Origin of the sequence: Porphyromonas pasteri, assembly GCF_014647755.1 — a bacterium.
In the GTDB taxonomy this organism is placed as follows: domain Bacteria; phylum Bacteroidota; class Bacteroidia; order Bacteroidales; family Porphyromonadaceae; genus Porphyromonas; species Porphyromonas pasteri.
Genome location: NZ_BMPU01000002.1, coordinates 1 through 11895, shown reverse-complemented (window position 1 = coordinate 11895; position 11895 = coordinate 1). Strand labels below are relative to the sequence as shown.

The 11895-nt window shown below is 57.4% G+C and carries 11 protein-coding genes; 7 read left to right on the top strand and 4 right to left on the bottom strand.

Annotated features, from left to right (window positions below; translation table 11 throughout):
- Positions 1-13 precede the first annotated feature (13 nt).
- From IEX77_RS03605 to folE, 5 genes are all read left to right on the top strand, one after another.
- Positions 14-571: a DUF1599 domain-containing protein gene (locus IEX77_RS03605; protein ID WP_188807769.1), complete on the top strand. Its 558-nt coding sequence runs from the start codon at positions 14-16 to the stop codon at positions 569-571.
- Between the two features lie 5 nt (positions 572-576).
- Positions 577-1860 carry a BT_3928 family protein gene (locus IEX77_RS03600; protein ID WP_188807768.1) on the top strand — a complete coding sequence of 428 codons (1284 nt, stop codon included), beginning with the start codon at positions 577-579 and terminating at the stop codon, positions 1858-1860.
- Positions 1861-1880: 20 nt separating this feature from the next.
- Positions 1881-2639: a triose-phosphate isomerase gene (gene tpiA / locus IEX77_RS03595; protein ID WP_188807767.1), complete on the top strand. Its 759-nt coding sequence runs from the start codon at positions 1881-1883 to the stop codon at positions 2637-2639.
- 89 nt (positions 2640-2728) lie between these two features.
- Positions 2729-3265 (top strand): SPOR domain-containing protein, encoded by a 537-nt coding sequence (locus tag IEX77_RS03590; RefSeq protein WP_009432617.1) that lies wholly within the window; start codon positions 2729-2731, stop codon positions 3263-3265.
- The gene (gene folE, locus IEX77_RS03585; RefSeq protein ID WP_009432600.1) at positions 3249-3875 is read left to right on the top strand and encodes a GTP cyclohydrolase I FolE; all 627 of its coding nucleotides are present in this window, start codon (positions 3249-3251) and stop codon (positions 3873-3875) included. Before IEX77_RS03590 ends, folE begins: the two co-directional genes overlap by 17 nt.
- A gap of 121 nt (positions 3876-3996) precedes the next feature.
- Here the strand turns inward: folE and IEX77_RS03580 are convergent, their stop codons facing one another.
- The 3 genes from IEX77_RS03580 to IEX77_RS03570 form a co-directional block, all read right to left on the bottom strand.
- Complete coding sequence (locus tag IEX77_RS03580) at positions 3997-5220, bottom strand: ROK family transcriptional regulator (protein ID WP_009433728.1); 1224 nt, start codon at positions 5218-5220, stop codon at positions 3997-3999.
- A 27-nt stretch (positions 5221-5247) separates the two neighbouring features.
- Positions 5248-6630, bottom strand: a complete 1383-nt coding sequence (locus IEX77_RS03575) for a DEAD/DEAH box helicase (protein ID WP_188807766.1) — start codon at positions 6628-6630, stop codon at positions 5248-5250.
- A 274-nt stretch (positions 6631-6904) separates the two neighbouring features.
- Positions 6905-7492 carry a hypothetical protein gene (locus tag IEX77_RS03570; RefSeq protein WP_188807765.1) on the bottom strand — a complete coding sequence of 196 codons (588 nt, stop codon included), beginning with the start codon at positions 7490-7492 and terminating at the stop codon, positions 6905-6907.
- 675 nt (positions 7493-8167) lie between these two features.
- Here IEX77_RS03570 and IEX77_RS03565 point away from each other — a divergent pair.
- Positions 8168-8611 (top strand): DUF695 domain-containing protein, encoded by a 444-nt coding sequence (locus IEX77_RS03565; RefSeq protein WP_188807764.1) that lies wholly within the window; start codon positions 8168-8170, stop codon positions 8609-8611.
- 3 nt (positions 8612-8614) lie between these two features.
- Positions 8615-9298 carry a pimeloyl-ACP methyl esterase BioG family protein gene (locus IEX77_RS03560; protein ID WP_188807763.1) on the top strand — a complete coding sequence of 228 codons (684 nt, stop codon included), beginning with the start codon at positions 8615-8617 and terminating at the stop codon, positions 9296-9298.
- 86 nt (positions 9299-9384) lie between these two features.
- Here the strand turns inward: IEX77_RS03560 and IEX77_RS03555 are convergent, their stop codons facing one another.
- Positions 9385-10833 (bottom strand): C69 family dipeptidase, encoded by a 1449-nt coding sequence (locus IEX77_RS03555; RefSeq protein WP_188807762.1) that lies wholly within the window; start codon positions 10831-10833, stop codon positions 9385-9387.
- Between the last annotated feature and the right edge of the window lie 1062 nt (positions 10834-11895).

The window sequence follows — 11895 nt, the reverse complement described above, 5'->3', positions numbered from 1 at the left end:
ACTTTGTAGCTCTATGGAAGCCCGTATCAATAGCACCGAGCAGGAGTGCCGTACCATCCTCCGTACCTGTCGGGAGCTCTTCGCGAAGAAGCTCCACGACTACGGTGCGGCGTGGCGTATCCTCCGCCCAGAGTCCCTCACAGATCAGATCTATATCAAGGCTGAGCGCATCCGTGGTATCCAGATGCGCGGGCATGCTGCCGTCGACGAGGGCATCGAGCCTGAGTTCATCGGCATCGTCAACTACGGGCTCATCGGTATGATCCAGCTCGAGCGTGGCGCTGTCTCCAGCCCAGATATGAGCGTGGAGGAGGCCCTCGAGGCTTATGATCGCTGTGCAGAGAAGACCCTGCAGCTCATGCTCGCCAAGAACCACGATTACGGTGAGGTGTGGCGCAATATGCGGGTGACCTCTATGACCGACCTCATCCTCTCGAAGATCCATCGCACCAAGCAGATCGAGGATCTGCAGGGCGAGACCTTCGTCTCGGAGGGTGTCGAAGCTAACTATATGGATATGGTGAACTACGCCATCTTCTGCCTCATCAAGCTTACCCTCCCCGCAGCGTGATCCATGTGCGTCATACCCTCGCCGAAGTAGCCCGCGTCATCGTGGGGCTCGTCTTCGTGGGCTCTGGCCTTCTGAAGGCCGTCGATCCCGTGGGTACCGCGCTGAAGATCTCGCAGTATCTCACCCCGATTCTCAGCCCTGCTTCAGCGGGCGCCGAGACCATCACGCTGGCGCTATCCTTCGTGCTGTGTGGCTCCGAGTTCCTGCTCGGGGCTTTCCTGCTTATGGGGGTGTATCGCAAGTTCTGCGCTCGTCTCTCCGTGCTCTTCATGCTGGTGATGACGGCCGTGACGCTCTACACGCTCATCGCTAACCCCATCTCCGACTGTGGTTGCTTCGGTGATGCGATCCAGCTGACCCACCTGGAGAGCTTCCTCAAGAACGTCGTTCTCCTCCCGCTCTCCATCCTCGTCCTGCGCGATGCCCGAGCGCTGCGCCACCTCTATTCGCGCCGTGAGCGCTGGGTGCCTGCTGTGCTCTCTGTCGTCGGGATCATCTACTTCATGGCGGAGAACTACCGTCACCTGCCTTACATTGACTTCCGTCCCTATGCCGTAGGGACGAACCTCCGTGAGGCCATCGCAAAGGAAGAAGCCTCTCTGCAGCGTGTACTCCTCGGCGCTACGAAGTACATCTACTCGAAGGACGGCAAGACGAAGGCTTTCGAAGCCTCGGCCCTCCCCGATAGCACGTGGACCTTTGTCGAGGCACGTCAGGCAGCAGACCTGGCAAGCTATAAGCCTCGCTACGACTTCAATCCCATCGATAGTCTGGGTGAGCCTGCCGTCTCGACGCTCCTCGACTCCGAGGGGATCACGCTCCTTCTCCTCTCTCCCTCATGGCGTACGGCGAGCCAAGCCGTGCTTGATGAGATCAGCGAACTCCACGAAGAGGCCAGCCGCTTAGGCTATCCCTTCTATGGCGTCACCGCCTCGACGAGCGAAGAGATAGCTCAGTGGCGTTATCTTACAGGAGCCTCCTATCCGATGCTCCAGCTCGATGCCACTCCGATACGTACCATCATCCGCTCACAGCCAGGGCTCGTCGTCCTGCGTGACGGTAAGATCATCGATAAGCGCGCCTACGCTGACTTCCCCTCCGTCGAGGGCGTCAGCACTTACCTCCGTAGTCTGCCCCAGATGCAGCCTCACGGCCCCTCTGCGACGCGCACCTACCTCCTCTGGGCGTGGGCTGCACTGCAGCTCTTAGCCTTCCTCCGCTTTTGGGCGAGAAAGCTCCACCTCACCGTCCATCTGCACATCAAGAAGCGTTTACATTTAACCAAATAATCCTCTTTATCAAAGTAACAATGAGAAAGAATATCGTCGCCGGTAACTGGAAGATGAACAAGACCCTCAGCGAAGGGATCTCCTTCATCGGCGAACTCAAGGCTGCCCTCGCTGGCAAGTCCCTCCACTGTGACGTCATCATCGGTGCCCCCTTCATCCACCTCGCATCTATCGCTAAGGAAGCTGAAGGTAGCCCCGTAGCTATCGCTGCTGAGAACTGCGCTGACAAGGCTGAAGGTGCTTACACGGGTGAAGTCTCTGCTGCACAGGTCGCTTCGACGGGTGCGCGCTACGTCATCCTCGGCCACTCTGAGCGTCGTGCTTACTACCACGAAGATGGTGCTATCCTCACGGATAAGGTACGTCTGGCTCTCGCTGAAGGCCTCGCTCCTATCTTCTGCATCGGCGAAGTCAAGGAAGAGCGCGAAGCTGGCAAGCACTTCGAAGTCGTAGAGCAGCAGCTCGAAGAAGCCGTATTCTCTCTCTCTGCTGAAGACTTCGGTAAGGTCGTCCTCGCTTACGAACCCGTCTGGGCTATCGGTACGGGCCTCACCGCTTCCTCGGCTCAGGCTCAGGAGATCCACGCTCACATCCGTAGCCTCATCGCTAAGAAGTACGGTGCTCAGGTCGCTGAAGACTGCACGATCCTCTACGGTGGTAGCTGCAATGCTGCTAACGCTAAGGAACTCTTCTCTCAGCCCGACGTCGACGGTGGTCTCATCGGTGGCGCTTCACTCAGCGTAGAGAAGTTCCTCCCCATCATCGAAGCGTTCAACTAACGCTCCCTCCCTCTTTAGCCACCCCTTCCCTGCGAGGGGGTGGCTAACTCCTTTCCTCACACGCTCCCCAACCCCTCAGCGAAACTCCTATGCTCAGACGCATTCAGCTCACGCTTGCGCTCCTCGTCACGTGCCTCACCTTCGCCGCGACTCTCTCGGCGCAGACCGCACCTGAGAAGCTAAGACCACGCAATATCCTCGAAGCCCTCGAGCAGATCAATCCCGGTGAGGGCTTCGTGACGATCATCCAAGACCCCGACCTCCGTGGTGTCATCGGTAGCGCTCCCGCTCCACGTGGCTCCTCGGTGCTGGCTCGTGATGGCAACTACTCCATCCTCTACGGCTACCGTGTCCAGGTCTTCAACAGCAACCTCCCCAATGCTAAGAGCGAGGCTTATGCTCGTGCCGAAGCTATTCGCCGCGTCGCCCCCACGCTCAGTAGCTACATCACCTTCCGCGCTCCCTTCTGGCGCCTGACCGTCGGTAACTTCACCTCGCAGGAAGAGGCTCGCTCGGCTCGCGCTCGCCTTATGGTCGCTCTGCCCGCTTGGGGCCGTGAGTCCTATGTAGTCCGTGAGAAGGTCCGCATCCTCAACTACACCGAACCCCATGCCTCAGAAGAATAGCCTCCCCGATCCCTCGACACTCACCTTCGTCTCTGAGAGCGAAGAGGCTACCGAAGCTGCTCTGCGCCACCACTACCACGAGATCCTCCGCCTGCTGGGCGAAGATCCCGAGCGTGAGGGCCTGGTGAAGACACCCGAGCGCGTCGCTAAGGCTATGCGCTTCCTCACCTCTGGTGCGCACAAAGACCCGAAGGAGATCCTCCGCTCGGCGATGTTCCGTGAGGAGTATCGCCAGATGGTCATCGTCAAGGATATCGACTTCTACTCGCTCTGTGAGCACCACATGCTGCCCTTCTTCGGTAAGGTCCACATCGGGTATATCCCCAACGGCTACATCACGGGCCTCTCAAAGCTCCCCCGCATCGTCGACGTCTTCGCTCGTCGCCTGCAGGTACAGGAGCGTCTGACGACGCAGATCAAGGACTGCATCCAAGAGGCACTCAATCCCCTCGGCGTCATCGTCGTCATCGAGGCACAGCACATGTGCATGCAGATGCGTGGCGTAGAGAAGCAGAATTCCTTCACCACGACCAGTGACTTCACCGGTGCCTTCCGCGAAGCTAAGACGCGTGAGGAATTCATGCAGCTCATCACGCACAGCCGCCGCTAAGGTATAGCCCCCTGTAGCATCTCCTATATAATATAGGTACGCTAAAAGCGCTCGCCCCAGCGATCCCGTATGGATCGCTGGGGCGAGCGCTTTTGTAGTAGTGTATGTGTGCGAGCGGCTTTTACTTCGAGGGCTCTGCGAAGCGGCGTGAGCGAGCGAGCATACAGGCACCGATGAGCCCTGCGCGGTCGCCGAGCGTAGCCGTGCGGATCTGCGTATCGCGCGTCACGACGCTCATCGAATAGATACGTACCGAGGCCTCGACCTGCTGGGTGAGGTAGCCGGAGGCATCAGCAAGGCTACCTCCGATGATGACGAGCTCGGGGTTGAAGACGTTGATGAGGTTCGCTACCTGCTTACCGAGCTCACGGCCCAGCTCGCTGAGGACCTGCAGGCAGAGCATATCCTCCTGAGCGCAGGCGCTGATGAGGTCAGACATGCGAAGCTCACGGCCCGAGTGGACGATGGACGAGAGGACGGAGCTCTCACCAGCGCGGATGCGCTCCTGGATCTTACGGCACATAGCCTGACCGCTGACCTCGGTCTCGAGACAACCCTTCTTACCGCAGTGGCAGAGGATCTGGTTGTCGAAGACGGAGATATGGCCGAATTCTCCAGAGAAGCCCGACTTACCGAAGTAGATCTGCTTGTCCTGGATGATACCGAGACCGAGACCCCAGCTGATATTCACGTAGAGGACGGAGTTGACCTCCATATCCTTGGTGCAGCCCGCAGTGAATTCCCCGAAGGCCATACCGCGCGTGTCGTTGTCGATCGAGACGCGCAGGGCGAGCTTGCTACTGAGGATCTCGGAGAGCGGACGGTCGCCGAAGAAGTTGAAGAGGCTATAGCTGTGCCCCGTGACGGGGTTGATGCGCCCAGGGAGGTTGACGTTGATGTTCAGGATCTCCTTGGGCTGGATGCCGTGGCGTGTGATGAAGCCACGGATCTCACGGCAGATCGTCTCGAGGGCCTCGGGGGTGTTCTCGAGCGTGTAGGGCAGGTCATAGTCAGCGCATATCAGCTCGCTCTGCAGGTTGATCAGGCCGATGTGCATACCTGAGCGCTTGATGTCTACGCCGATGAAGTAGCCCCCGTCGGGGTTGAGCCCGAAGAGTAGGGGGAAGCGCCCGACGCCGATCTCCAGCTTACCTTGGCTCTGGATGCAGCCTCCGTCTTGGAGGTCTTGGAGGATCTTAGAAGCTGTGGGGACGCTGACGTATAGCTCCTTGGCTATGTCCGTCATCGTGGCCGTCTTGTTGCGCAGCAGGTAATTGATCACACGGAGCTTGTGCAGCCCCTTCTTTGTCTCCTGGCTGAGGTCGTCAAGTAGTTTGGGTGTCATGTGGAGTCTGGTACTGAGGTGAGCTATTTAGGCTTCGCCTTTAGGTGGCGTAGATCCCTGAGACTTGCGGCGGTTGTTGGGGCGCTTCTTCTTGTGTGCACCCTGAGCTGCGCCTTCGCCCTTGGGGGTGTCGGTCTTACCTTCGGGGCGCTGGCCCTGCTGGGAGCTGCGGCCACGTCCGCGACCTCCGCCCTTGTTGCCTTGCCCCCCACGGGGAGAAGAGCCACCGCGGCCACCGCGCTCGGGGCGACGGCTGGGGTCGTAGGCAGGTGTGGGGCCGAAGGCCTCATCTACTGGGATCTTATAGATTTCCTTTTCGAGGAACTCTTCAATGCGTCCGAAGCCAGGCTGTTCCTTCTCGCTGACGAAGGTGATCGCCAGCCCCTCATCGTTGCCACCACGGGCAGTACGACCGATGCGGTGTACATAGTCCTCGGGGTCGTGGGGGATGTCGTAGTTGATCACCATGCGGATGTTATCGATATCGATACCGCGCGCCACGACGTCGGTGGCGACGAGCAGATCGATATTGCCCGACTTAAAGTTCTTCATGACCTCTTCGCGCTTCTCCTGCGTCAGGTCGGAGTGCATCTGCTCGACGCGGATGTCCAGGCGGGAGAGCGTGGCTGCGAGCTCCTTGACCTTGAGCTTGGAGCTGGAGAAGATGATCGTGCGTGTAGGGGGTGTTTCGCGGAAGAGCTGCGTCAGGATGGGCAGCTTCTGGCGCTCATAGCAGACATAGGCGGACTGCACGATGCTCTCGGGTGGGCGGGAGATAGCCAGCTCGACCTCGGCAGGATTGTGCAGGATCGTGCGGGCGAACTTCTTGATCTTCGGTGGCATCGTCGCCGAGAACATCACGCGCTGGCAGTCCTTCGGCAGCGCATTATTGATCTGCATGATGTCCTCCTGGAAGCCCATATCGAGCATGCGGTCAGCCTCGTCGAGCACGAAGTACGTCACTCCCGAGAGGTCTGCCTGCTGGAGGTTCATCAGGGCCAGGAGACGCCCTGGCGTGGCGATGACGATCTCTGCCCCGAGAGCCATACCACGGCGCTGCTGCTCCCAGGCGATCCCGTCCGTACCGCCGTAGATAGCTACTGAGGAGACGGGGAGGAAGTAGGCAAAGCCCTCGACCTGCTGCTCGATCTGGATGGCGAGCTCACGGGTCGGAGCCATGATGACGGCGTTGACCTTCTTAGGGTCGCCCTCGCCACGGCTCAGTCGGTTGATGATGGGTAGGAGATAGGCCGCCGTCTTACCTGTGCCTGTCTGGGCACAAGCGATCATGTCGCGGCGTTCGAGGAGAAGGGGGATGGTGGCCTCTTGTACGGGTGTGGTCTCGAAGAAGTTCATCGCTTCGAGCCCATCCAGCACTTCGTCCTCAAGATCTAGTTCGTCGAAATACATTGATGCTGCTATGTTGAGTTAGAGGCAAATATATAGCTTTTCCCCCAATATCTTAATAAGTCTACGCCCCATCCTAAAATATTATCCCGAAAAAGCCCCGTATTTCTAAAAGTCCTTCGCGGTGCCTTCCCTCTGCCAGCGCCATTAGGGCGCTCTATGTGGGGTAAGGATCGTCCCTCATCCCCATAGAAGCGTCGCGGGGTACCCCTATTGAGGTACCCCGCGATAGCTCCTTTGTTGAAGCTACTCTTACTGCCCTTATAGCGGCAGTGAGCTATGGCTGCTGGAGTAGCTTCTCCGTAGTGAAGATGCTCACTATGCGCCCCTTCTCGAAGAGAACTAAGTTGAAGTGCTCCTCGTCGGTTGAGCGCCCCGTGAGATCCTTGACGAAGGCTTCGTAGAAGCTGTCGTGCCACTTCGTCCCGTAGTGCGTGTAGTCGATACTTAGGATAGGCTCGGTGCGCTTCAGAAGTCCAGGCGTGAGGTCAATAGCTACATAGTAGGGCTCTGCACCGATCTTATGCGCATACGCCCCTATGGTACTCAGGGGAAGACACGCGCTTGAGGTGCAGCCGTCGGTAAAGATGTAGACCAAGGCCTTGGGCTTGGAGGCGAGTGCAGCTCGGAGTTCGGCGCCATTGACGCAGAGGATCTTCCCCTCTCGATGTACCCTATCGAGGGTTCTGTCGAGGTTACGAAGCTTATTCCTTGAGAAGACGATCCTTGCCCGCTCTTCGCGGTCTAAGTACTGGTAGCCTGATGTGAGCCCGTAGACTTGGAGGTACCCCGTGAGATAGAGGCCGCCTGCTGCGATGACGAGGATGGCAAGTGCTACCCCAATGCCACAGAGTATTCGCTTCACTGTTCGATGCATGAGAGGAAGAAAATTTAATGTCAGTTGGGCTATCTAAGAAGGTGATGAAGTTCGTGCTCGCTCTCCATAGTATCAAACCCGTTGGATGAAGATTATACCACTCCCAGCAGCATATACCGATGTGGTATTCCGCTACGAATGTACAAAATAATGGGCGTGGAATAGCTGCGTCGTGTAGAGCTATATAGTATGGCGAAGAAAGCTATATATCTTTGGCCTGATTCCTATATAGCTTTCGGTGCGAAGCTATATAGCTTTCTCTTGATTCCTATATAGCTTTTGTGAAGTGATCTATATGAGGTTGTTGCTCCGCGCAGGGATAAAAGTTCCGGACGAGTGGTAGATAAGTTTGGACTACGTGCGTGGACGATAAATCTCCGTACGTGGATATTTGGATTTGCGTGCCTGGTCTTTAAGACTACGTACATAGATAAGGGAAAACCACTACGGGAAGGTGCTTTTTCTTCACGAGAACGATGCTTTTTCCTTCGCTGGATAAGAGGAATACTTGCGATAGGGTGAAGGGCTTGCGTATCACTTCGGAGAGGCATATCGGGGAGGGGCTTAGGTGGTGAAGAGAGGGGGCGTCGTGGAGTGATGGTGCTGGGGAGGCTAAGGGACGGAGATTGCGTACCTTTGGGGGAAGAAACGACTTACATATATATGATACTTACCGATGACTGGTTCACCAGCGTGAGCCATACCGAGGGTGGGGCGATAGTCCTCCTGACCGTCCGCAAGGGCCTCACTCAGTTCTTCGAGAGCGGCAAGCTCCGTGTGCGTGTGGATATCGCATGGCCTTACACCGCCGAGCCCGACGGGATGCCCGACGAAGAGACCGCACGCCTCATCGAGGATATCGAGCCCAAGCTCCGCCGCATCATGGAGAAGGATAAGCTCGCCATCCTTACGGGGAACTATACCGGCGGTGGGCAGAAGGACTGGACCTTCTACACACGCCACCTCCCTTCCTTCGGCGAGCGTCTGAATGAATGCCTCGCGCCTTATCCTACGCTTCCGCTTGAGATCCACTGCGAAGAGGACCCCGACTGGAGCGACTACCACGAGATGCTGGCGCTCGAGACCGACGACTCAGACGAAGACTAAGCGATGGAGCAGCTCTTCCGCCCCGCCTCAGCGCCTACCGATCGCCTTGTCCTCTACTTCAATGGCTGGGCACTCAGCCCCATTGCCGTAGAGCACCTCGGCCTCCCCGAGGGGCAGGATCTCCTGCTTCTCTGGGACTACCGCACCGATGCGCTTGACTTCGACTTCTCGCCCTATCGGGAGATTCGCCTCGTCGCTTGGTCGATGGGTATCTGGGCAGCCGATCGCTTCTTCGCTAAGCACGAAGAGCTCCGCAGTCGTGTCGTCTCGGGTACGGCGCTTGCTGGTACGGGCTACCAAGTCGATGATGCCGTGGGTATCCCCGAAGCTTTCTTCCACAAGACCCTTGAGGGGCTGACGGAGGAGAATCGTGAGCGCTTCGACCGACACATGCTCGGTGGTAAGACCTACCGCCACCTCTATGAGGAGGTGCGCCAGCGCTCTACGGAGGCGCTCTATGATGAGTTCATCCGCCCCTTCACCGTCGATCGCGATCAGCCCCGCCCACTGCCTAAGCCTGCAGCCTTCGGCCTGTGGAGCAAAGCCTTCATCGGCGAAGATGACCGCGTCGTCCCCCCGACGAACCAAGAGAACTACTGGCGCATCCAGGGCGTGCCTTTCACGCACCTCCCCAAGACGCCGCACTACCTCCTCGGCCACTTCCGCCGCTGGGAGGAGCTCTGGTAGCCCAATTCCCTTACCCCACAAACGGTATGAGCCGCCCTCTGCACTGCTGGCAGAGGGCGGCTCATTTGCTTATCGTGCCTCAGCTACTAAGCGCCGTGGAACTCGTATTCGGCCTGGATGTCGATCGTCAGGTGCGTGAAGAGCGTCTCGATGAGCTGGTCGGTGACCTCGAGGGCTGAGCGAAGGACGTGGTCGGAGAAGGCTTGCAGGAGGTCGCGTGCGTGCAAGGGCTGCGTCTGGTAGATAGCCAGATACTGCTCTTCCATCTCGCGCTGACGCTGGTCGGTCTCAGCTTCGAAGTCGGCGTAGACCTTCTTGATGATGGGGGCATAGCGGTTGTAGTCGACCATACCGAGCGCCTGGACCTTGCGGAACTTCCAGTAGGCGGACTCGTGTGAAGACTCGTTCGTCCCCTTCGTGTAAGCCTTGGGGTAGGAGCGGATGCCTTCGTAGAGGGGGAGGAAGACGCTGAGGTCAGCCATCCCAAGCGCCACATAGTTGACGCAGCCGATAGCCTGAGGAAGCTCGGGGCGTACCTGTAGGAGGTGGGTCTGTGTGGTGCGGAAGATGGAGACGGGGCGGTAGACCTCCTTGGGGTTCTGATGGAGGTAGGGGTCGTGGTCCGTACCGTCGTAGTGGAAGCGGAAGAGCTGTCTGAGGCGGCTGATGGAGATGGGCTCGGCAGCTTGGGCGAAGACGGGGAAGGTGTTCTTCGTCACGTCGTTCTTGATCGATGGGCTCAGCTGTGCCTGCAGGCCCCATACGCGGGGATAGTTGTAGGTCGTGTCGAGCTTGACATCACGGATATAAGCCTCGTGGAAGTCAAATTCGCCACGTGTGGGATCGTACAAGCCGTGCTGGATGGCGAACTCAATGAGGTCGTCCGAAGCCAGATAGTTCGCGTGATCCTTGGGGTCGTACTTTCGGAAGCGGCTCTGGTTCCCCGTGACGAAGTACTGATCTTCGGGGATGCGGGTGGCGAGCCAGCGGTGTCCCGAGGCGGTCTCAAGGTACCAGATCTCGTGGCTGTCGACGAAGCCGACGCCGAAGCCTTCGGCCACCCCGTGCATCTCGATGAGCGAGCCGAGGCGTTCGACACCTTCGCGAGCGGAGTGGATGTAGGGCAGGACGATGTTGAAGACGGAGTTCTCAGCGACGCCGTCGGGTACGAGGGGGTCGGCTTCGAGGGCGCGGTCGCTACTGAAGATACTTTCGGTAGCACTCATGCCGACGCCGACGCTGTTGAAGCCAGCACTTCCCCAGTGACCGTGGAGGTGGTAGGGGGCAAGGGCGGAGTAGCCAAGGGCGCGCTTGGGGAGGTCGCAGCGGAAGGGGCTGTCGAGAGCAACGAAGCGCTCGGGACCATGGTCGGTGTCTTCGTAGATCTCAAGGTTCTTCGCCAGGACGGCGTTCCAGTCCTCGCTACGTGCGACGATCATAGAGCCGTCGGAGGTGTGCTGGCGTCCGACGATGATGGTGGTACATTCGGATGGGTAGTCCGTGTGTAGCTGCTGTGGTTGGGTCTTCTGTCTCATGACTCTTTGTTTTTCGGTTAGGAACAGCGGGCAACTTGCGTTGTCAAATGGTACTGCAATGTTACGACTTTTTGGCTGACAGTGCAATACCTACCGATAGGTATTTGCTTCTCTGTGGGGACTTTTCGTGGAGAAGAGGGTGTGCGGAGACCTCCGAAAGGTGGGTGCATCTGCTATGAGGGGGCGGTGTGAACCTATATAGGTCGTCGGGTTGACCTATATTGGTCCGACGACGAAGCTATATAGGTCGCGATGACGACCTATATAGGATGGCGAAGAAAGCTATATAGCTTTGCTTGGATTCCTATATAGCTTTGAGAAGTGACCTCTATTAGGTTGTTGCTCCACGTAGGGATAAAAGTTGCGGACGAGTGGCAAATAAGTTTGGATTACGTACGTGGCTCTAATATCTACGTACGTGGATATTTGGATTTACGTGCCTGGTCTTTAAGACTACGGACATAGACAGAGGAAAAGCACTACGTAAAGGCGCTTTTCCCTTCACGCGAACGATGCTTTTCCCTCCGCTGGATAAAAGAGGTATACGCGCGATAAGGCGAAGGGCTTGTGTGTCTCTTCGGAGTGGCATATCGGGGAGCTGGGCACGCGGTACCTTAGCACTCTAAATAGAGTACAGGGCTCGCGGCAACAGTCTCATCCGTAGAGATCGGCGGATGAAGACCTCGCAGTGTATGCTCCGTCCTCCGCTTAGGTGTGGAGTGAGGTGTATTGGGAGGAAGAAATACCTCACCTACTTCTTAGTGTGAGTACATATAATGTACGCGCGCGAAATGGTGGGGAAAGCGCCTTGTCGTCGTATGAATTTATGTGTGTATTTGGAAGTTTGGGTGATTTTTCCCTACCTTTGCACTCGCAAAAGAAACGAACGGCCTAGCGGTGACGCGGGTGGTTTGGCTTTAAGAGATCTTTGAGATAATTGATATTGACAAACAGAAGTGTAGTAACAAACGTTTAGGGAAATGAAGACCTAGCCGTCAATTACGACCTTTACTTAGGTAGAGATACACTAATAAATCTGAAGCAAGAATCATTTCGGAGCAA

Bases quoted from the DNA above. Each gene is read 5' to 3' on its own strand.
- IEX77_RS03605 (WP_188807769.1), top strand. From the start codon at position 14: ATGGAAGCCCGTATCAATAGCACCGAGCAGGAGTGCCGTACCATCCTC.
- tpiA (WP_188807767.1), top strand. From the start codon at position 1,881: ATGAGAAAGAATATCGTCGCCGGTAACTGGAAGATGAACAAGACCCTC.
- IEX77_RS03590 (WP_009432617.1), top strand. From the start codon at position 2,729: ATGCTCAGACGCATTCAGCTCACGCTTGCGCTCCTCGTCACGTGCCTC.
- folE (WP_009432600.1), top strand. From the start codon at position 3,249: ATGCCTCAGAAGAATAGCCTCCCCGATCCCTCGACACTCACCTTCGTC.
- IEX77_RS03580 (WP_009433728.1), bottom strand. From the start codon at position 5,220: ATGACACCCAAACTACTTGACGACCTCAGCCAGGAGACAAAGAAGGGG.
- IEX77_RS03575 (WP_188807766.1), bottom strand. From the start codon at position 6,630: ATGTATTTCGACGAACTAGATCTTGAGGACGAAGTGCTGGATGGGCTC.
- IEX77_RS03565 (WP_188807764.1), top strand. From the start codon at position 8,168: ATGATACTTACCGATGACTGGTTCACCAGCGTGAGCCATACCGAGGGT.
- IEX77_RS03560 (WP_188807763.1), top strand. From the start codon at position 8,615: ATGGAGCAGCTCTTCCGCCCCGCCTCAGCGCCTACCGATCGCCTTGTC.
- IEX77_RS03555 (WP_188807762.1), bottom strand. From the start codon at position 10,833: ATGAGACAGAAGACCCAACCACAGCAGCTACACACGGACTACCCATCC.